The organism is Paenibacillus sp. F411 (assembly GCF_017582705.1).
Taxonomy (GTDB): domain Bacteria; phylum Bacillota; class Bacilli; order Paenibacillales; family Paenibacillaceae; genus Paenibacillus_AQ; species Paenibacillus_AQ algicola.
Genome location: NZ_JAGFIP010000017.1, coordinates 1 through 19,694 on the forward strand (window position 1 = coordinate 1; position 19,694 = coordinate 19,694).

Below are 19,694 nucleotides of genomic sequence, written 5' to 3' on the forward strand. Positions count from 1 at the left end.
TAGACCTTGTCGTACAACGCGTGAAACCTTCGCTTCTTGCTTTCCTTGGCCGCATGACCTAGTTTCTCTTGGAGTTGTTGAACGTTTTCCTTTGGTGTTGTTAGCCGTTTGGCATTCACTGACTCGTACCTCCTTATGAAACTTGAACAAAGCAGGGCTCCTTCCCTCCTGCAGGTTGTGTTGTCCTGCATTCTTCGGTACTATGAGCCCCTCGGACTCCCTTCCTGCAGACGGTTCACTTCACCTTTTAGGCTTATAGAGCGTCTCTTTACGGTTTCAAAAAAAAACCGTGCAGGGGAGGGCCTCCCCAGTTCACTGCATCCTCTTTCATACCATGCCGATCCCCTTACGCCGGAGGATTCTTCACTGCTGATCCAAGTTCTAAACAGCTTCCGTGGCCTTCGTCCAATGCAGCGAGACTCGGCATCCTCTCTTCCCTCTTGCGAGGCCTTTTTGACGACGCGGCAGAATTCACTTTATGTTACGGCCTGGTACGTTGCTCGCCCCATCTCTGACGGGTGCTTTCGTCAATACGCTTCTACTTACAGATTTCGCCATAAGCAGGTATCCTAGCTACACAGGGGCTTGGTCCCTCCTGTGACCGGATTTTCACCGGCTAGAGAATGCGTGCTTAGCTGGGCACGCCAAAATAAAAAAACGTGAAGAATGGGTCATTCCTCACGTTGCAGATTAGTGTTGCATTTGCTGACAGCAGGTACATACGCCATAAAGCTCCATACGGTGTCCCTTCACCTGAAAGCCGGTGTTCTTCTCCGCCTGGTGCTCTACGTCGGAAAGCGTAGGATAACTGAAATCTTCAATTTTGCCACAGCATTCACAAATCACATGGTAGTGATCTGACACATTGGCATCAAATCGACTGGAATTATCCCCGTAGGTGAGCTCCCGAACCATGCCAGCTTCTATAAACATCTTAAGATTATTGTATACCGTAGCTACACTCATGCTTGGAAATTTCGGTTCCAAGGCACGATAAATGTCATCGGCCGTAGGATGGCACATGGATTCTACCAGATAAGACAAAATCGCGTGGCGCTGCGGCGTGATGCGGACTCCCGTCGCTTTGAGCTGTTCCAATGCATGCTGCACGGACGTTCCCATATGGTCCACCGCCTTTAGTAGATAGTTTAACCTGTAAAACTGTGTAAAAGCTGCAGGTTAACATTATTTTCGGCTATGTTTTTTAATTTGTCAATGTCAATATGGCAAAGGCGTTAAGCTGCCTTCTCCTGATCTTCGCTCATATTCCGGATAGCTTCGGTATACATTGAGATCACTGTTGCCTTCGATTACAATGTGGTGCTCCCCGCTGCCAAGCTGCCCTGTAATGGTCTTCTGTTCGACTTGAAAGGGCGTTATTTCTGAAAAAATCCGTCCGTAGCTCGTTGTGCCCTTGATTTTGTAGTCCCCGGCCAAAGGAAGATGGAGATTCATCTCGCCCACCGCGCTGTATACATCCCAGTTCCCGCCAATCAGCCCTGACCGAATATCAACCGCACCGTTCAAGGACTCCGCTTTGAGACTTTGCCGGACGCCCGCTAAAGTAATGTTGCCGTTCTTCGTTCGAACATCAATGTCCTTGCCCAGCCGGTTCGCCGTAATATTGCCCACTTGGGTACTGAGCACGACGCTGCCACTCACATCATAAGCCTGAACTGTGCCGCTGCTTGTCGTCATTTGTACATCGCCGGTCAGATACCGCACGTTCATATTTCCGTTCAGTGTGGAGCCTGTCACATCTCCGTATACCCGGCTGAGAGTAATGGGCCCGTTGCCGCTTTCCAGGGTGATTTTGCGATTCGCTTCGATATTGAGCAGGAAGATACCGCCGTTCATGGTGCGCACCTCCAGATCCAGGCGCCGGTTGTCCGGAACCTGAATGTCGAGATTCAGGCGAGGCTGTCTTTTTCCGGATTCTCCGTAGGCCTTGCCCTTGGCGCGAATAGAAATAATGCTTCTTCCTTCCACCTCTACCGCCGACTGCTCGGCAATCGCTTCAGCAAGCCCCGGCTCCTCTTGATCCACCCACACCTCGGTCTGCACAATAATATCGTCTGTACTGCCCCGGCGCACCACAATATCCCCGTTCAGATGATCGATACTCAGCCTGGCGGCTTCAATCGTCACGGGAATTTCCAGCTCCGGCTTCACAAAGCGATTGCCTGTTTCATCACTATAATCCACACCGGCCGCCGTTAAATTCAGACTAACCCGATTCCATAAATGCAGGAAATGATCCTGCTGGGATACGATAAAAAAGGAGGCCGCTGCCGCCAAAGACAACAGCACACCCCGGATATCCGGCCGGAAACGCCACCGGCTTCCTTCTCGCCGAAGCTTGAAGTAGGCAAAACGGGCCAAATATTCAATACCTAGCAGCACAAACAGTGCCGGCCACCAGGTTAGCAGCAAAAATACATGGTCCGTGTTGTACCACTCGTCGATAAGCAGCAGGCCGCCAGTGGCGATCAGGAGTAGCGCTGCAGTGTATCTTCCAATTTTCACAGTATGCCTCATCGATTCATTTCACCTTCTTTTCGCAAAAGCTGCTGGCCTTTACAGCCTCTTCTTATGCTTCAGCATTTCCCGAATGCCCATGATGAAGCCCGCCGCCACCAAGGTCAGGGCAGCTATTTCATTACCGTAATCACGGATCCCAGCCTGCAGCCAGGGCGGCCTCTGATGCAGCAGCATCAGTAATGCGCCTCCCGCAACCAGCATCAAACCGAAAGACAAGCCTCCGGCTCCGCGGAATATGTCAAGCTCAGGGCGTTTTGATTTCTGAGTATGCAGAGTGACCTGCTCCTCCGCACGCCGTTTTCGGGATGTTAGATAATCTGCAGTCTGCAGCACATCGTATACATTATAGAAATAACCCGCTGGAACCAGCAGCCCCAGCAGCATGAGCAGCGGAACATTTATTTGCATACCGATGGATGAAAAATAAAGCAGCGCGGAAATATCCAGCATGAGGAGCAGCACAAACAGCAGGCCTTTTCGATACAAGCCCAAATAAATGTGGCCTAATCCTGGAATGATCGCCGCCAAGAGCAGGGCTGGCAGCTTCCTTCTTCTTCGGCTCATAAAGCCAGGTCCGCCGGGAGACAAGCTCCGGGAGCGTCGTTGCTTATGGGTTGGCTGAAGCTGTTGCATCACCGTTCTCTCCTTCCACGAGAGGCTCATCATGATCCGATTGTGTCTTTCTTTGATAGTACCCTAAACGACAGACAGAGTAACTGTCAAAAAACTGGATACGTGTATGAGCACTCTATCCACCGTCTAGATTTACAATTGTTATCCGAAGCTTGTTCCCATCCCATGATAAAAACAGCCAACCCGCTTAAGGGATGGCTGTTTTCAATACTTATTCTGCCGTAACCATAGAAACTCCGCCTAAATCACGGATCTGCTGGGTCAGCTTCACCGGATCAAACCTACGGTCTGTAAGCACATGCAGCGAAATTTCCACTCCCGGTATAGCCGGCTGCGTGTCGCTGAAGGGTACCGTATTCCGCTCGTTCACGATCAGCTTTTTGATTACAAAGCCCTCGCTGTTCAGCATCGCTGACAGTCCATCAAGCAGTCCGGGTGCATTACTGGCATGGACCGTCACCAGATGAAGCTTACTGCCCCGTATGTATCGCTGCTCCAGCTTGTTAAACACGACGAGATTCACCAGAATGAGCAGGGTGGAGACGATAGCTGCAAAATAAAAGCCGGCTCCCACGGCCAGGCCGATCGCTCCAACGACCCAGATCGAGGCTGCTGTCGTCAAGCCGGTAATGGATTTCCCGGTAAACAGAATGGTCCCGGCCCCCAAAAAGCCAATCCCCGTAATGACAGCCGTAGCCAGACGGGCAGGGTCAATTCGAACATTCACCTCATCTACGAAATCCGCAAACCCGTATACAGAAAGCAGCATAATCAAGGATGAGCCCATACACACCAAGATGTGCGTACGCAGCCCGGCAGCATGATTTGACCGCTCTCGTTCCCAGCCAATCATTCCACCTAGCACCAGAGCCAGCACTAATCTGAAAAAAATGCTCACATTGTCAATCACCCATGGATTTTCGAGCTCCATGCCATTCCTCCTCGCGTATGTTTGTTATCTGTCAGCCCTCAGGCTTTGTCAGCCATGCCTTCCCCTGATCTGTGCAGATGAAATTCCGTCAGCTCCACAGCAGGTACCACTTCCAAGGTGCCGACCGGCTGAAAGCCCGCCTTCTCATACAATCTGACAGCGGGAAAATTCTTGCTTCCGGTGAATACAATCAATAACGGGACCTCTTTATAGGTGCTTAGGACGTGCGTGACCAGGCGGGTGGCAATACCCTCGCGAAAATGATCCGGCGCGACCATCATACGACTAATCGTAAGCTTTTCCTGCTCCAGCTCTACAGCTACAGCACCGATCAAATCACCCTCCGGGTCCCTGATGCCATAAAAAATCTCGCCGCAGGCGGCAATCGATGCATACGTATCTCTTAGCGGCGGCAGATCACTCAGTCCGATCGCCTGGGCCTCATAGGGATAAGCCGCATGCTGAAGAGACCAGATTTGCTGCACCGTATCCTCATCGCCTAGCTGTAATGCTTCAATCTCCATCCCTCATACCAGCCCTTCGTTAGGCATGCACCTTAATATATAATCCGAAATGATACGAAACATAACAAGCAATCCGGCAAAGGTGTAAAAAAGAGACTGCCGACAGGCAGTCCCTTTGAAATTCATGCGGCGGTTATACGTTCAGCACATCCACCAGCAATTTGTTTACGAGCGCAGGGTTCGCCTTGCCCTTACTTTCCTTCATCACTTGTCCCACCAGGAAGCCGATGGCCTTCTGCTTGCCAGCCTTGTAATCCTCTACAGATTGCGGATGGCTTGCAACCACCTGCTCTACAATGGCCTTAATCGCGCCTTCATCACTAATCTGAACCAGACCCTGCTCCTCTACAATCTGCTGAGGAAGCTTGCCGCTCTCCAGCATGCTCTTGAACACAGTCTTGGCAATTTTGCTGCTAATCGTGCCCTTCTCGATCAATCCAATCATCTCACCCAGCGCTTGCCCGGTAATCGGAACCTGCGAAAGCTCCAGGCTATTAGCATTCAAATATCCCATCAGATCGCCCATAATCCAGTTCGATACTGATTTGGCATCCTGGGTATACTTCAGGCTGTCCTCAAACAAATCCGCCAATGCCTTGGAGGAGGTAATTACAGCTGCATCATAATTCGGCAGTCCATACTCCGCAGCGTAGCGGGCCTTACGGGCATCCGGCAGCTCCGGAATGGTCGATCTTACAGCTTCTTTCCACTCTTCACTGATGTGTACGCGTACCAGATCCGGGTCCGGGAAATAGCGGTAATCATGGGCTTCCTCCTTACCGCGCATGGAAAGGGTCTTGCCCTGCGCCTCATCCCAGCGGCGTGTTTCCTGGACAATCTTGCCGCCTTCATCCAAAATTTCGGCCTGACGGTATTCCTCATACTCCAGACCGCGCTGCACACCGCGGAAGGAGTTCATGTTCTTCAGCTCTGCCTTTGTGCCGAGCTTCTCTTGACCGTAGGGACGCAGGCTGATATTCGCGTCACAGCGCAGCGAGCCCTCCTCCATCTTCACATCGGAAACCTCACAATACTGCATGATGGAGCGAAGCTTCTCCATATATGCCTTGGCTTCCTCAGGTGAAGAAATTTCCGGCTCGGAAACGATCTCCACCAGCGGTGTGCCGACACGGTTAAAGTCGACGAGAGAAGCATAGCCGCCGTCCACGTGGGTCAGCTTCCCGGCATCCTCCTCCAGATGAAGGCGGGTAATGCCAATCCGCTTGGTCTCTCCGTTCACTTCAATATCCACCCATCCATTCTCTCCGATCGGCTGGTCATACTGGGAAATCTGATACGCTTTTGGAGAATCGGGATAGAAATAGTTCTTGCGGTCAAATTTGCTGATGTCACCGATGGTGCAATTCAGCGCCATGGCTGCCTTCATTGCATATTCGACAGCCTGTCGATTGAGCACCGGCAGAACGCCGGGATGTCCGAGACAAATCGGACAAGTGTGGGTATTCGGCGGAGCTCCAAATGCTGTGGAGCAGCCGCAAAAAATTTTGGACTTCGTATGAAGCTCGACGTGAACCTCAAGTCCGATTACCGTTTCATACTTGGATGTAGACATCTCTTTGTTCCCTCCTTCTGCCGGTGATTACAGTTCCGGACGCCGTTTATGATGGTCTGTATGTTGTTCAAAAGCGTGTGCTGTACGCAGCACCGTCTGTTCATCAAACGCCTTGCCGATAATCTGCATGCCCACCGGCATCCCGCCTGCAAAGCCGCATGGAACGCTGATCGCCGGTACACCCGCCAGGCTGACCGGAATGGTCAGAATATCATTGAGGTACATCGTCAGCGGATCATCCACTTGGGCACCCAGCTTGAATGCCGTTGTCGGGGCTGTCGGTCCAATAATGACATCGTATTTCTCAAACACCTGGTCAAAATCCTGCTTGATCAAGGTCCGTACCTTCTGCGCCTTCAAATAATACGCGTCATAGTAACCGGAGCTCAGGGCGTAGGTACCCAGCATAATCCGCCGTTTCACCTCATCGCCAAAGCCCTGGCTGCGGGATTCATGATACAAATCGAGCAAATTGCCGCTGTTGGCCCGCTGTCCGTAGCGGACGCCGTCAAAGCGTGCCAGGTTCGAGGAAGCTTCGGAGGAGGCCAGCAAATAATAGGTAGCCACGGCGTACTCTGTATGCGGCAGCGAAACCTCTTCCCATACGGCACCAAGACCTTCCAGCACCTTCAACGCATTCAGTACAGTTTCTTTGACCTCGGCGTCAACACCTTCGCCCAGATACTCTTTCGGTACGGCAATACGGAGGCCGGAAACATCACCGCTTAACGCGCTGATATAATCCGGGATGTCCACCTTGGCTGAGGTCGAATCCATCGGATCATAGCCGGCAATGGATTGCAGCACATATGCAGAATCCTCTACATTCTTGGTCAACGGCCCAATCTGATCCAGGGAAGAAGCAAAGGCTACCAGGCCGAAGCGTGATACCAGGCCATACGTCGGCTTCAAGCCCACGACGCCGCAATAAGAAGCCGGCTGGCGAATAGAGCCTCCAGTATCCGAACCTAAAGTGAAGAATGCCTCTCCTGCCGCAACCGCAGCAGCCGAGCCGCCACTGGAGCCCCCAGGAACTCGCTCCAAATTCCACGGATTACGGACAGGATGGAAGCTGGAATTCTCGTTAGATCCACCCATGGCAAATTCGTCCATGTTCAGCTTTCCAATCGTAATGGCATCTGCAGCGTTAAGCTTCGATACAACCGTGGCATTGTATACCGGGTTAAAGTTCGACAGAAACTGGCTGGCACACGTTGTACGAAGCCCTTCGGTTACAATATTATCCTTCAGCCCTGCCGGCAGCCCGAACAGCAGCCCTCTGGCTTCGCCCGAAACCAGCTTGTCATCCAGTAATTTCGCCTGAGCGCGCGCTCCTGCTTCATCCAGCGTAAGGTAAGCCTGTACCTTCTCTTCCCGTTCCCCGATCTGGCGGAACACTTCGTCTACCAGATCGCTGACGGACAGCTCCTTCTCGTGAAGCTTGCTATGTATCTCATGTAATCTATAATCTAACAAACTCAAGGTCATATCCTCCTCTGCGCTCTATTCCAGTACGGCAGGCACTTTAAATTGTCCGTCTTCCTCATCCGGTGCATTCAGCAGCACCTTCTCGATCGGAAGCGACGGCCGGTTCTCATCTTCACGCATAACGTTACGCAGCGGCAGGACATGGGTGGTAGCCTCTACCTGATCCGTGTCCAGCTCTTTCAGCTTCTCGGCATATTGTAAAATGGCGTTCAATTGGCCGGTAAACAGCTCTTCCTCTTGTGGAGTCAGGTTAAGCCTCGCCAGCTTGGCCACATGCTGAACGTCCTTGGTCGTAATATTCATGATTTCACTCCTCTTTCTTCCCTTCTCGCGTTTAAAGGGATAAAGTCGCGGATAACTTTTCTCATTATATTGTAGAAGAAGATACAATTCAATGTTCAGAGCCATGCAAAAAAGAGCCGGCTCTTGGCCGACTCTTCTAAATCCATGCCCGAAGATTCACTTGCTTGATGAAATCAGCCTGAGACATTGTCTCCTTGACCTCTTCCTCTACCTCGGTCTGATCCTGCTCACCGTTCATCACCTGATGAAACAGCTTCTCATTATATGTCGACAGGGCAAAATCGATGAGCGCTTCCCGCTCCACCCGCTCGGCTTCCTGTTTCAACACGACAGCCTCCAGCTCAATATCACCCGCCGGAACAAAAAAATTACGGTTGAGAGAAGGAATCCGAATGACGTAATCAAACGCGTTGTCCGGATTTCGGTCGTACGCAATAATATAGGCGTACTGGCCAACGGGAAGATTCTGCTCAAAGGCGTCTGCGACCACTGTGACTTTTTCCCCTAAACGCAGCATCGTCTACCTCCTGAGATGTCTTTCCTTGCTTATCTTAGTAGTCTACTAAAAATTCATAGCGTTGTCTATGAGAATCCCAAGTAAAAAACATCTGGAAATCTGCGAGGCTCTGCCGGGAATAAGTCCCGGTTCCGCTGCGGCTATGGCCCGTTCTACATCATGAATAGTTACGTCCCTCTACCGCGGCGGAGGATGAGAAAATAGTAAACAACCAGTGGGGTCGGCACGTTCAAAATGCCCCAAACGCCCCAGAACCAGGCCATTCTCCCGAGCCCCCGTCTTCTGGCATCCAGAAACAGCGCGGTTCCCTGCGTCAGGAGGAGCAAGGCGATGACCAAGATGGCCCATGGAGGAATGGATTGGATCTCGCGCCACTCACTCATAGGAGCTTCCTTTCCGGCCGGTATAACGACCGGCGAGGAAGGCGGCCCCCACAAGCAGCCCCAGGCCTTGGATCAAGAGCAGCAGCACCGGACTTGCCCATGCCGCCACAAGCACCATGCTGATCAACAGAACAGCCAGCAATACGAAGCTTAACAATTCCCGCCGCTCTCTTTGGCCCCTTCTCTCTATAGAAGCAAGCGCCATGGCTTCCAGCTCCGCAAGCGGCGGCACCCCGGTGCGGTCCGCTGCACGGTCCAAACGCTCCAGCTCCTGATTCCATGCCTTGATCCACTGCTCGTGCTCTTCACCAAGCCGCTCAGACATGTCTCTTCAGCTCCTTTCGCAGTGACTGGATTCCATACGAGGCTCTGGATTTCACCGTGCCAGCCGGAATGCCCAGCATTTCCCCGATCTCATCATAGGAATAGCCATAGTAATGCTTAAGCAAAATGGCAATCCGGTGGTCGTCTGACAGCGCCGATAAGGATTCCAACATTTCATTCCATGCATCGCCCCCGCTCTCCAGCTGCCATTTCAGCTTGCGGAGGCCCTGCTCCTTCTCTTTCAGAAACCAGGCACGCTCCCGCTTCCTCCGCCTCATCTTGTCCAAATAGATACGCGTTCCAATCGTGATCATCCAGGAGGAAAAAGAAGAGGTTCCATTATAACGGTGCAGGTGCTCCATGCAGCGAAGGACGGTATCCTGCGCAATATCCTCTGCCAGTGTGGAATTCATGGAAATCTTCAGCAGATATTTATGCAGAAAAGAGTAATGCTGCTGAAACAGCTCCGCCATCGCTGCTGGATCCCCCTGCCGGGCCCGTTCAATCACCTCAGCGTCTTGCCTCTTCATCTAGGCATCCTCACCTGCTTCATGTGTCATTTCCTTCTTAATACGATTCTGTCCTGCTAAACGTTCAAGATCCGGGCTTCCCATTGGAGTTCCATTATTTGTCGATACGGCGCAGCTCCAGCCTCACTCTCCAGGGCTGGGGAATACAGCTGTGCCTTAGCAGCTGCAGCCAGGCTGCGGAGCTCTCTCTGCTTGTCTCCTCGCAGGAAGTCTTCCCTGCTGCTGCACTCTCATGCCTCTGATCCAGGCTGCCTTCAACCAGCGGCAAAAAATCGGTTTTCATATCCACAGCTCCCTATTTACAGCGTCACATTACAGCGAAAAAAGGCGTATAAAATAAAAGAACGCAAACCGGGAATGACTCCACAGTCTGCGTGCTTCGCGAAAGTTATTATGCAATTGACGTAATTGTAGCAATTTTGCAAAGGCTTGTCCAGCATTAAATGCTCGGATGCTGTCGTTTTTTGAACTAAGCCGCTTCATCTGACATAAGGGTTTCGCTCTTTTTCATAGCCGATGCTGGTTCGAGGACCATGTCCAGGGTACACAATCGTGTCGTCGGGAAATGTGAACAGGGTGTGCTGAATGGAGTTCAGCAGATCGCGCTCCCGTCCGCCCGGCAGATCTGTGCGTCCAACGCCCAGCTTGAACAGCACATCTCCGGAGAAGAGATGCTGCCCGCACAGGAAGCTGACACTGCCCGGCGAGTGCCCCGGCGTATGATGCACGGTGAAGGTGTGTCCGATGAGCGATAGACGCTGGCCCTCATCCAGCCCGTATTCTGCGGGCTCCGTGCTAAGCGGACCTGTGACCTGCGGCCATCTCAGGGACCCGTTGAGCTTGGGCGATTCCAGCCACTCCTGCTCCAGATCATGAAGATATACCGGACAGCCCTTCAGCTTGCGGAGCTCATCGACGCCGCCCATATGGTCAAAGTGAGCATGCGTCAGCAAGATTGCCTCAACCTCAATGTCCTGGATGACTTTCAGCAGCGGTCCCGGATTCATTCCCGGGTCAATAATCACGGCCTGGCGTGGATTCTCACCGGTTAGCATATAAGCATTCGTCTGCAGAGGGCCCAGATTAAAAGAAGTAATATTCAGCATTATTACCCCTGCGCAATCCCGGCAAGCTGTTGCCGAAGCTCACCGATCACAGCCGCAGCCGATTCGTGCTGCTCTCCGTAGGCCTGCTGAATGCTCTTGCGGGTCTGCAGCAGCTTCTCCTGATAATCCGGCGCTTCGCGGTCCGGGTTGTCCTGCTTGAATGCAGCCATGTGCTTCTGGACATGGGCAGGTCGCGGTCCCCACTGACGGAGCACGTTCCCGCCGGAATCCACCATAAGGACGACGGGAATCGAGCGTCCGCCAAACGTGAGGAACTGATCCATCGTCTCCAGATGCTGCTCCATCACAAGCACCTCGGTGGTCACTTCAGCAGCCTCCAGCGCTCGGAAAATGGCCGGCACATTACGCAACACATCTCCGCACCAGTCTGCTGCCAGTATAAGCACCCGCACATCCTTGCCCTTCAGGCTCTCGAAAAATTCACGATCCTCATCCGAGCTCCATTCAAAGGCATCGTAATTGCTTTGAAAAGCCTCTTTGTTCTTCTCCATGCTGTCCATAAATTGTCTCGGCGTAATGCCGGTGCCCAATTTATGCGCTACATTAACGGCCATGCTGCGCCCTCCCTTTTTTCAGCTTCATCCATTTGATTATAAAGTAAATGATGAGGATTGCCAAAGCGCCGAGCAGGAATTCCCGGATGTACGGAGAGGCCATTTCATGAGCTTGCTCCCACTGATCTCCAAGCAGCATCCCCAAATAGAGAAACAGGGCGGTCCAGGGTATGACTGCCAGGGTGGTGAGGAGGGTAAAGCGTCCGAGGTTCATTTTGGAGATGCCTGCAGGAATCGAAATGGCATGCCGGACCACGGGCACAAAGCGGGCGGTGAAAATGACGCCGGTGCCATATTGGCTGAACCAGTCTTCTGCGTAGTCGATGTGCTTTTTATGGATGAGGAGATATTTGCCGTAGCGCTCCAGAAAAGGCCTTCCCCCATAGCGTCCGATCCAGTAAACGAACAGCTGGGCCAGTACCCCGCCTGCGGTTCCAAACAGCATGGCTCCCGCAAAGCTGATCTGCCCTTCGGACACCAGATACCCGCCGTAAGCCAGTACAATCTCGCTCGGAATTACCTCCAGCATCAGTCCCAGCATAATCCCGAAAACGCCCAAACCTTGAATCCATTCAAACAGACCGGCAATGCCATTCATGATTGCATCCATATTTTATTAATCCCCCTGAGCTAATGTAGTCCCGGATTGTGAAATCCTGTGCGGCTCTGCGGCCGGATATCTCATATGTATTCTCTGGCTTTAAAGGACATGCATCCCGCCCAAATAAGGATCGCCTTGTGTCTTCCGCCCGGCCGGGCACATATCGTGAAGAAAGGAGTGATGCCCATGCATACCCCATACAGCAAGCAGGATGGCATCCGTCCCCCGTCTCCACGGGGTATTCGGCGCGCCTGCAGCAAGGAGCTGTACCGGACCGTCAAGCGGCTGAAAACGTACATTGAGCCCGAGCTTGTCAAGCAGGGAGAAGAATTGTATTACCGGAAGGTCATTGGCAATCTGATCTGGATCCATGAGAATTACAGCAACAAAAAGCTGCTGTGCGACTGGTGGGACACCGAGGTGTCCGCAGAGCTGGCCGAGCTGTGGCAGGTGCCGGAAAAAGCGCTGCAGGGGGCTTTTCGCAGCGCTTTTGGAGGGGCTTGAGTGCGGGAGCTTTAAGTCCGGCAGGAGCGGATGCGAGCCGCTTGCAGGCAATGCCGTGGCGTGGTGCATTAGTGCGGGGTTCGGCATGAACGGGTGCAGCCGGCAGGCTTTAGCGGGGCGGCCGGGAGCGCGGGTCAGGAGAAGCTTGCGCGGCGGAAGGGCGGCTTGTTTCACCGTTAGCGGCAAGCAGAATGATGATGAGCCAGACCAAGCCATAGCTCCAATCGAAATCAACCGCGCTGTGAATCAAGAGCGCAAGCAGCGGGGTCCATTGTGCCGCCTGCCTGCTTACGCTGACTGCCCTGCATAAGGTCCAGAGCAGAAGAGCAACGCCTGCTGCAGAGATCAGGCCCAGATTGAGCAGCCAGTCCAGGTAACCGCTATGAACCTCGGCAGCCGCATAAGGCTGGCTTTGGAAGAAGCTGTACGTTCTCCACGTATCCCCGCCCTGCCCGAACCAAGGGGACTGCTGGAACAGCTGCCAGGCATCACGGTACATGAACAGCCGTGATGCCATCGTCCCCCCTTGTGGATCCAGCCGGGTATGGATCTGCGACCCTATTGCCACAGCCGCAACGGCGTATAGCAGCAAGGATGCAAGCAGCGCGAGGCGGGCGCGGGGCGGCGCGAGGCGGACGCGGGACGACGCGAGGTGGGCGCGGGATGGCGCGAGGCGGGCGCGGGGCGACGCGGCGCCTGCGGGCTGGCTGCGAAGCAGCCCGCAGGCCAGCCACCGGCCGGCGATGCTCCCGCCGGCCCACAGCCCGGCCAGCCATAGCAGGCCGGGCAGCACCGCAGGAGCCAGCTGCGCCTCGGCCAGCTGGCGATAGAGCAGCGCCGCGCCCGCGAATGGCGCGGCTGCCGCCGCCAGGAGCAGCGCGGCACCGCGCCGCTCCGCGGCAAGACCGGCCGCCGCTGCCAGGGCGGCCGCAAGCCAGGCGCCGCGCGACTCCGTCAGGAGCAGCGCGGCGGCGTAGGGCAGAAGCGGCAGCAAGGCAGCCGCTTCACGCCCCAAGCCGGTGCGGCGCTGCAGCGCACCGGGGAGCGCAAACAGGCGCTCCAGCAAAAAGGCGGCCATCACGGCCCCGAACGTGTTCGGGTATTGAAGGAGGCCGCCGAGCCTCGCGCCTGCAGCGCTAATGGCAGGGTCTGCCGTCCGCAGAATAGCGTCCGGCAGCTCCAGCACCCCATACACGGCAAGCAGTGCGCTTCCGCATAGCACAGCTCCCGTACCGTGCCAAGCCATCCGCAGCCAGCTTCGCCCTCCCTCCGTTCGGCTCAATCGCCAAGCCGTCAGGCCTGCCGCAGCGCACAGACTCCAGTGAAGCATTTCACGCTGGGTACCCTGCACCGAAACCGGGCCGCTGATCAGATGAAAGCCGTATGCAGCTGTCATCATTATGCTGAGCAGCAGCAGCGGCATCACAGCAGATCGCATGATGACAGCGGAAGGATGATTCCCTGCGGCGAGCCCCGCCTCATCTCCAGCGGCCAGCACTTTACTCCCTTCTGCCGCCGGCCTCACCGCCAGCACCGCGCTTGCAGCCAGACACAACCCTCCAGTTACAGCAGCCACCCCGTACATCTCATGATCAAAAAACAGCCCCGTCTGCAGACACCCCATCCCCAGCATTGTCAGCAGCAGGATACCCAGTATGCCAGTGACCATACTTACCCCTCCCTTGACGCACTTGATCCTACAAGTGTCGCCGCCATGCCGGAAGGTTAACCGCCGTACAGGCGTAAAAAAAGAGAACTGCCCAAAGGCAGTCCCCCCACTCTTCAACTCCGCTTTCTCGCCTACTCCTGCGGCAGCAAATCCCGACAGGCACGTTCCAGATAAGGCGATGCCTGCAGGAAATCCCGAAAAGCTGTATATTCACTCCACAGCCTTGCACGGTCGCCGGCATTGCCTTTTACAGCGCGGATCAGGATATTTTTCGGGGTATGCTCCATATCAATAAACTCTAGCAGCTGGCTTTTGTAGCCCATCAGATCCAGCAGCTTGGCCCGAATCCCGTCTGTCGCCAGCGCGGAGAAGCGCTCCTTCAAAATCCCGTGCGACAGCAGCGGCTCCAGCACCGGGCTTTCGATCTGGCTGAACAGCTCGTGCTGACAGCAAGGGACGGACAGAATGACCGAGGCATCCCACCGAACAGCCTTTTCCAGGGCTGCATCCGTTGCAGTGTCACAGGCATGCAGCGTAACCACCATATCGACCTGATCCAATTCGTCATAATCGGCAATGTCCCCGACAAGAAACCGCAAATTCCCGTATTCCAGTCTTTTCGCCAGCAAACTGCAGTGTTCGATGACATCTGCCTTCAGATCGAGTCCGACAACATGCAGCGTTCTTCGAGCTTTTACCGCCAAATAGTGATATAGCGCAAAGGTCAGATACGATTTCCCGCAGCCGAAATCTACAATTGTAAGCGCGCGGTCCTGGGGCAAATGAGGGAGGACATCCTCCACCATCTCCAGAAATCGGTTGATCTGCTTGAACTTATCGTATTTTTTGGCAAAGACCTTGCCTTCCTCATTCATGATCCCCAGCTCAATCAAGAAAGGCACCGGCGTCCCTTCCTCCAAAATGTAAGCTTTCTTGCGGTTATGGGCGAGCATCAAATCATTCTTGGACTTGGTCGGCGATTTGGTTAAAATCGAGACCTTGAACTTCTTGGAGATCAGCACCTGATAATCGGCTTCTGCAGTGCAGAACAAGGCCTGGCGGAAAACCTCCTCTACGAGAGAGGTGAGCACGCCGGCAGCTTCGTCCGGCAGTACATTCTGGTGATTGACCTGTGTTGCTGTATAGTAAGCGAACTGATAGTGTAATTGCCCCTTTAGCTCTACAGGCTTTATAGTGACTTTGTTATAGGCGGCTCCTTCACGCTTGCGGAGCTGACTCAAGGTACCGGTAATGAGGGAGGCCTCCTCCATCATCTGTTGGATTAGTTTACGCAGTGCTTCCAAAAGGGTCTTCCCTCTTTCATGTTGGATTGTACAGCCGTTTCGTTCACATCCTCCATCATACCACCTTCGTCAATCCTTCCAAAATCCCATGCCTTTCTAGCCATTCCATAGAAAAAAAGCATCCTTGATCCCCGTCCGAAATAGTCCGGGAAAGGATCAAGAATGCTTGCTGTATCCATTAAGATGAAAACACAGAGGACAGAAAGGAGTCCATCGTGCGGGCCAGCTCCTGCGGTGCTTCCATCATGCTCATGTGGCCAGCTCCTGAGATTACAGCCTGGGTAACATTGGGATGATCGGTCGTGAACACCCGTTCTTCGGGAATGAGCTCATCCTTCTCACCGGCTACCAGCAGCACAGGTAATGTGGTTGCAGACAGCACGTCACGACGGTCCGGACGCTCCCGCATCGCCAGCGCGGCTCCCACCGCACCCTGTGGAGGGGTTTGATACCCGATCTCCTTGGCCTTCTGGATGGAGCCTGTTTGGATCTCCCGGTTACCCGGAGCAAACAGCCCCGGAATCAGGCTGTCGATAAAATCTGTAATCCCTGCACCTTGAATCGTGCTCACAGCTTTCAGACGCTTTTCCTTCGCTTCATCCGAATCACTGTAGCCGGTGGAGTGAATAAGCCCGAAGCCATTCAGGCGTTCGCTATGACGCTGGGCAAAGGACAATGTAATATATCCGCCCAATGAATGTCCAAGCAGTACGGCCTTTGGCACCTCCAGCTCATCCATCAGCATCAATACATCATCCGCCATTTGTTCTATGGTATACGGCCCCATCGGTGCATCGCTCTTCCCATGACCCCGAAGGTCAGGGACAATGAACCGATAGCCGTGCAATTGAGGCAGCACAGGTTCCCAATAAGAAGAGCTTCCGCAGAAGCCGTGAAGTAAAATGACCGGCTCACCCTGTCCTTGCTCCAGATAACAAATCGTTTTACCGTTACAAATTACTTTTTCCAAGAGAACCCCTTCTTTCGTAGCTGAGAACTCTATAGAGGCATCAGCTAAAGTTCATTCCAGCTATAATATACAGTATTAAACCCGATTCACGCTGGAATGAAACGGCTGGATCAAGGAATAAGCCTAAAGGCCGATGCGGCTGCATCCGCAATCCGGGACGCCATATCCATGACCCTGTGAAGAGAGGTCGACTGTAAGGTCCAATACGGCTTTGGGCCCTTTTCATTCACAACTGCAGCGATGCTGTAGTGACCGACGCGGGGTAAAGAGAGGCCTACGGATTCTGCCGGGCTAAGCGGACCTTGGCCTGCGAGAAAGCTGCCGACTGAGGCACGCTGTCCCAGACAAGCATCAATCGCCACGATCGTATGATGTTCTGGGATGGAGCCAAGCTTCTCCTCGATACTCTGCGCATCACAAGGATCCGGCAGCGTGCCGATGACATGGGGGAAGCCATGCGCCGCCAAGCGGCTTCCTGTCAGTGGACCCAGTGCGTCACCGGTAGAGCGGTCTGTTCCAATACAGACCAAGGTCAGGTGATCTGCAGATACTTCCCTGGCAATCGCAGCAAAAAATAGTGGAAGCTCTTCCCCCGCAAGTCTGGCCTTTCTGGTGTATATCCCCTGCCCCTTAGGCTCTGTTTTCCTGTTCATTCCGTATTCCTCCTTGCAGCACGAAACGACAGAACGTCCCGTTCTGCCTTATTCTCAACCGATTGTAAACCATTCCGGCGCCACTGGCAAAAAGGATTACCTGCACCTGTCCTCCCATGGTACAATACAAGGAACGCACAGCTGTTAGGATGGAGCCGGAAGATTCATCTCCTGGCGCCTGCAGCATATATGGAAGGAGTGTAAGAAGGTATGGATTTGAATGAGAAGAACCGGGAGAATCTGGAGTTCATGATCGAGCAGATCAAGCTGAAGCTGCGCATGGCTTCAGGGGCGGCCATGCAGCCATCCGCTTTCTCGGAAGAACAATATGAAGATATTCGTGATGTGTACGACATTGTGATGACCAAGAGCAATATGAGTATTTCCGAGGTGGAAGCGATCGTATCCGAGCTGGGACGCCTGCGCGGCCGCTAGCACCGTTTCAGCCTCCTGGGGCCGCACATATTGTCACTACATGGATCGGCACGACGATAAAAGGGGGGCTCTACCAAGCTATCATCAGCTTGGTAGAGCCCCCCTTTTCGTACTTAGGCTTTAACGCTGGAGTGTAAATACGGTCTCTACATGCCCGACCTGCTGACCGCCGTCATTCAACAGCTTCCATGTGTAGGTCTGGCGAAGCTTCTCCAGCATCGGCCGGCTGCCGCTGCCGAGCTGCTCCAGAATGGATTCCGTAATCCACGCCCACTCCTCTTCAGAGCCATCCAGAACCTTCAGCACAATGCCGAGGCGCTCCTTCTTGAGCCCAAAGCAGAATATGCCCTTGAAGCCTCCCTTGGCAATGATATTGTCATCCTCCATCAGCAGTGTATCCAGACGATTTCTGCCGCCAACCATATAAGGGTGGCGAGTCATGGCCGACGTAATCACCTGTACCGCAGCCTTCATGCCGGGATCTGAAATCAGATCCGGACAAGCCAGCTTGACATAAGCAGCCGCCAGGGATTGCAGCGGCAAAGCGAACACGGGAAGACCGCAGCCGTCAATGCCCACCGAGATCTGCTCTACAGTCAGGCCGCTCATGGACGCCATGCTGTTCAGCACCTGCTGCTGCAGCGGATGAGACGGATCTTCATAGCCTTCCATAGGAAACTGCTGCAAGCTGCAGCTTGCCAGCATGCCCAGGTGCTTTCCGGAACAATTATGGTAGAGCCGACGCATCCCGGCCCCGTTCAGGAGCAGCTGGTCCCGGCTCCGCCGGTCCAGCGGATAGCTTGGTGCACAGACCAGCCGTTCTTCTTCAACCCCCAGCTTCATCATGAGGGCGGCGAGCACGGCCTGATGCTCCGGCTCCCCTCGGTGAGAGGAAACCATGACTGCAAGCTCCTGCTCTGTCAGCCCATAATGGGTATGCACACCCGCCATGATGGAAGGAATCAGCTGCAGCGGCTTGGCAGACGAGCGGGTAAAGGCCAGATGGCTCGGATCTCCAGCCCATGCGGCTAAGGCTCCGGTGTCGTCCACGACAGCGATATGTCCGCTGTGCAGACATTCCACCACGCCAGCTCGATATTCTGTAATTAATGCGGTTTCCATAGCGGTTCTCTCCTTCAATTCTATCTCATGCCTGCAAGCATTCTGATCGGTATCAATAGTATGAGCTTCATTAGTATAATACAAAATCTGTCCTCCTTCAGCAGGCCGGTTTATTGTTTCATATCAATGTCGGAGGTTTAAATACGGAATAAGCAAGCCTGCGCAAGCCAATGCACCTTAAAGGAGGCGATACTTATGTGGGGAATCGTAATCAGCATCGTAATGGCTATCATTATCGGCATTATCGGAGACGCCATAGTGGGCCATGATATGCCGGGAGGCATTATTGGTTCCATGATCGCCGGCTTTATCGGCGCTTGGCTTGGACCGGTCATACTGGGTTCATGGGGACCTGTCATTGGCGGATTCGCTATTGTCCCTGCGATTATAGGCACCGCGGTATTCATTTTCATCCTGGGACTGGCATCGAAAATGCTCCGGCGCGCAGCCTAACCACCTTGTTCTAACTTTTACACCCTATACTAATTTAAGGAGTGATTATGATGAATCAACACGAACAGGATTATACTAACCAAGGGAATTCCAATTTCTTTAAAGGGGCATTTATTGGTGCCCTGGTCGGTGCAGCGGCAGCGCTGTTGTTCGCACCGAAGCCGGGCAGCGAAATGCGCGGCGATCTGACTGACAAAATCAATCTGGTGTCTGACAAGACGAAGGAAGTTGCCGGCGTTGTCGGCACGAAGGCTTCCGAGCTTGCCAAAACCGTAAGCACGAAAGCTACCGATGTCATGTCTACGGTGAATGAGAGCCGTAACAATGTGATGGCCAGCTTCAAGCAGGCTTCCACAGAAGTAGCTGATGAAGCTGCTGCTGCTTCGGAAGAAGTGATGGATAAGGAAATGGAAGCTTCTGCGGAGGTCAGCCAGGAGCTGAAATCCACGAACAACTCTCACTAAGCACATGATTGAGAATGAAATAGCCAGCTGACACAGCTGGCTATTTTTTATCCCAGGACATGCCATACATGTGAACAGAAAGGATGGGAAG

General features: G+C 53.7%; 25 protein-coding genes. 4 read left to right on the plus strand and 21 right to left on the minus strand.

Features of this window, described 5'->3' with window-relative positions:
* Positions 1-690: 690 nt before the first annotated feature.
* The 16 genes from perR to uptA form a co-directional block, all read right to left on the minus strand.
* The gene (perR, locus tag JJQ72_RS16135; RefSeq protein WP_138226965.1) at positions 691-1,122 is read right to left on the minus strand and encodes a peroxide-responsive transcriptional repressor PerR; all 432 of its coding nucleotides are present in this window, start codon (positions 1,120-1,122) and stop codon (positions 691-693) included.
* Between the two features lie 96 nt (positions 1,123-1,218).
* Positions 1,219-2,526 carry a DUF4097 family beta strand repeat-containing protein gene (locus JJQ72_RS16140; RefSeq protein ID WP_347880768.1) on the minus strand — a complete coding sequence of 436 codons (1,308 nt, stop codon included), beginning with the start codon at positions 2,524-2,526 and terminating at the stop codon, positions 1,219-1,221.
* Between the two features lie 51 nt (positions 2,527-2,577).
* Positions 2,578-3,174: a hypothetical protein gene (locus tag JJQ72_RS16145; protein WP_138226967.1), complete on the minus strand. Its 597-nt coding sequence runs from the start codon at positions 3,172-3,174 to the stop codon at positions 2,578-2,580.
* Positions 3,175-3,385: 211 nt separating this feature from the next.
* A complete protein-coding gene (locus JJQ72_RS16150) occupies positions 3,386-4,105 on the minus strand; it encodes an MgtC/SapB family protein (protein ID WP_208204315.1) in 720 nt (239 codons plus the stop codon).
* A gap of 38 nt (positions 4,106-4,143) precedes the next feature.
* Positions 4,144-4,629: a GNAT family N-acetyltransferase gene (locus JJQ72_RS16155; protein WP_138226969.1), complete on the minus strand. Its 486-nt coding sequence runs from the start codon at positions 4,627-4,629 to the stop codon at positions 4,144-4,146.
* A 133-nt stretch (positions 4,630-4,762) separates the two neighbouring features.
* Positions 4,763-6,202, minus strand: coding sequence for an Asp-tRNA(Asn)/Glu-tRNA(Gln) amidotransferase subunit GatB (gene gatB / locus JJQ72_RS16160; protein ID WP_138226970.1), 1,440 nt, complete (start codon positions 6,200-6,202; stop codon positions 4,763-4,765).
* Positions 6,203-6,229: 27 nt separating this feature from the next.
* The gene (gatA, locus tag JJQ72_RS16165) at positions 6,230-7,684 is read right to left on the minus strand and encodes an Asp-tRNA(Asn)/Glu-tRNA(Gln) amidotransferase subunit GatA (RefSeq protein WP_208204316.1); all 1,455 of its coding nucleotides are present in this window, start codon (positions 7,682-7,684) and stop codon (positions 6,230-6,232) included.
* Between the two features lie 21 nt (positions 7,685-7,705).
* Positions 7,706-7,993, minus strand: coding sequence for an Asp-tRNA(Asn)/Glu-tRNA(Gln) amidotransferase subunit GatC (gene gatC / locus JJQ72_RS16170; protein ID WP_208204317.1), 288 nt, complete (start codon positions 7,991-7,993; stop codon positions 7,706-7,708).
* Positions 7,994-8,129: 136 nt separating this feature from the next.
* A complete protein-coding gene (locus JJQ72_RS16175) occupies positions 8,130-8,510 on the minus strand; it encodes an ATPase (protein WP_138226973.1) in 381 nt (126 codons plus the stop codon).
* Positions 8,511-8,677: 167 nt separating this feature from the next.
* Positions 8,678-8,893, minus strand: coding sequence for a hypothetical protein (locus JJQ72_RS16180; protein WP_208204318.1), 216 nt, complete (start codon positions 8,891-8,893; stop codon positions 8,678-8,680).
* A complete protein-coding gene (locus JJQ72_RS16185; RefSeq protein ID WP_208204319.1) occupies positions 8,886-9,218 on the minus strand; it encodes a DUF5345 family protein in 333 nt (110 codons plus the stop codon). Before JJQ72_RS16185 ends, JJQ72_RS16180 begins: the two co-directional genes overlap by 8 nt.
* Complete coding sequence (sigY, locus tag JJQ72_RS16190; RefSeq protein ID WP_138226976.1) at positions 9,211-9,747, minus strand: RNA polymerase sigma factor SigY; 537 nt, start codon at positions 9,745-9,747, stop codon at positions 9,211-9,213. Before sigY ends, JJQ72_RS16185 begins: the two co-directional genes overlap by 8 nt.
* Before the next feature lie 94 nt (positions 9,748-9,841).
* Positions 9,842-10,030, minus strand: a complete 189-nt coding sequence (locus JJQ72_RS16195) for a hypothetical protein (protein ID WP_208204320.1) — start codon at positions 10,028-10,030, stop codon at positions 9,842-9,844.
* 196 nt (positions 10,031-10,226) lie between these two features.
* Positions 10,227-10,856 (minus strand): MBL fold metallo-hydrolase, encoded by a 630-nt coding sequence (locus JJQ72_RS16200; protein WP_138226978.1) that lies wholly within the window; start codon positions 10,854-10,856, stop codon positions 10,227-10,229.
* Complete coding sequence (locus JJQ72_RS16205) at positions 10,856-11,428, minus strand: thioredoxin family protein (RefSeq protein ID WP_138226979.1); 573 nt, start codon at positions 11,426-11,428, stop codon at positions 10,856-10,858. Before JJQ72_RS16205 ends, JJQ72_RS16200 begins: the two co-directional genes overlap by 1 nt.
* Complete coding sequence (gene uptA / locus JJQ72_RS16210; RefSeq protein ID WP_138226980.1) at positions 11,418-12,038, minus strand: undecaprenyl phosphate transporter UptA; 621 nt, start codon at positions 12,036-12,038, stop codon at positions 11,418-11,420. Before uptA ends, JJQ72_RS16205 begins: the two co-directional genes overlap by 11 nt.
* A 177-nt stretch (positions 12,039-12,215) precedes the next feature.
* Here uptA and JJQ72_RS16215 point away from each other — a divergent pair, with 177 nt between their 5' ends.
* Positions 12,216-12,533: a hypothetical protein gene (locus JJQ72_RS16215; RefSeq protein ID WP_138226981.1), complete on the plus strand. Its 318-nt coding sequence runs from the start codon at positions 12,216-12,218 to the stop codon at positions 12,531-12,533.
* A 109-nt stretch (positions 12,534-12,642) separates the two neighbouring features.
* Here JJQ72_RS16215 and JJQ72_RS16220 read toward each other — a convergent pair whose 3' ends face one another.
* The 4 genes from JJQ72_RS16220 to yyaC form a co-directional block, all read right to left on the minus strand.
* On the minus strand, positions 12,643-14,202 hold the full coding sequence (locus JJQ72_RS16220; protein ID WP_243896151.1) for an O-antigen ligase family protein: 1,560 nt from the start codon (positions 14,200-14,202) through the stop codon (positions 12,643-12,645).
* A 131-nt stretch (positions 14,203-14,333) separates the two neighbouring features.
* Positions 14,334-15,476 carry a class I SAM-dependent methyltransferase gene (locus JJQ72_RS16225; RefSeq protein ID WP_208204362.1) on the minus strand — a complete coding sequence of 381 codons (1,143 nt, stop codon included), beginning with the start codon at positions 15,474-15,476 and terminating at the stop codon, positions 14,334-14,336.
* A gap of 208 nt (positions 15,477-15,684) precedes the next feature.
* Positions 15,685-16,476 carry an alpha/beta fold hydrolase gene (locus tag JJQ72_RS16230; RefSeq protein ID WP_138226983.1) on the minus strand — a complete coding sequence of 264 codons (792 nt, stop codon included), beginning with the start codon at positions 16,474-16,476 and terminating at the stop codon, positions 15,685-15,687.
* A 110-nt stretch (positions 16,477-16,586) separates the two neighbouring features.
* Positions 16,587-17,129, minus strand: a complete 543-nt coding sequence (yyaC, locus tag JJQ72_RS16235; protein WP_208204321.1) for a spore protease YyaC — start codon at positions 17,127-17,129, stop codon at positions 16,587-16,589.
* A 210-nt stretch (positions 17,130-17,339) separates the two neighbouring features.
* Between yyaC and JJQ72_RS16240 the strand changes: the two genes are divergently transcribed.
* Complete coding sequence (locus tag JJQ72_RS16240) at positions 17,340-17,564, plus strand: DUF1128 domain-containing protein (protein ID WP_138226985.1); 225 nt, start codon at positions 17,340-17,342, stop codon at positions 17,562-17,564.
* 120 nt (positions 17,565-17,684) lie between these two features.
* Here JJQ72_RS16240 and JJQ72_RS16245 read toward each other — a convergent pair whose 3' ends face one another.
* Entirely contained in the window at positions 17,685-18,686 is a 1,002-nt protein-coding gene (locus JJQ72_RS16245) for an asparaginase (protein ID WP_208204322.1), read from the minus strand.
* Between the two features lie 195 nt (positions 18,687-18,881).
* On the opposite strand from JJQ72_RS16245, the gene JJQ72_RS16250 reads away from it, so the two are divergent.
* Positions 18,882-19,139, plus strand: a complete 258-nt coding sequence (locus JJQ72_RS16250; protein WP_138226987.1) for a GlsB/YeaQ/YmgE family stress response membrane protein — start codon at positions 18,882-18,884, stop codon at positions 19,137-19,139.
* A 50-nt stretch (positions 19,140-19,189) separates the two neighbouring features.
* Positions 19,190-19,603 carry a YtxH domain-containing protein gene (locus JJQ72_RS16255; protein WP_138227877.1) on the plus strand — a complete coding sequence of 138 codons (414 nt, stop codon included), beginning with the start codon at positions 19,190-19,192 and terminating at the stop codon, positions 19,601-19,603.
* Positions 19,604-19,694 lie beyond the last annotated feature (91 nt).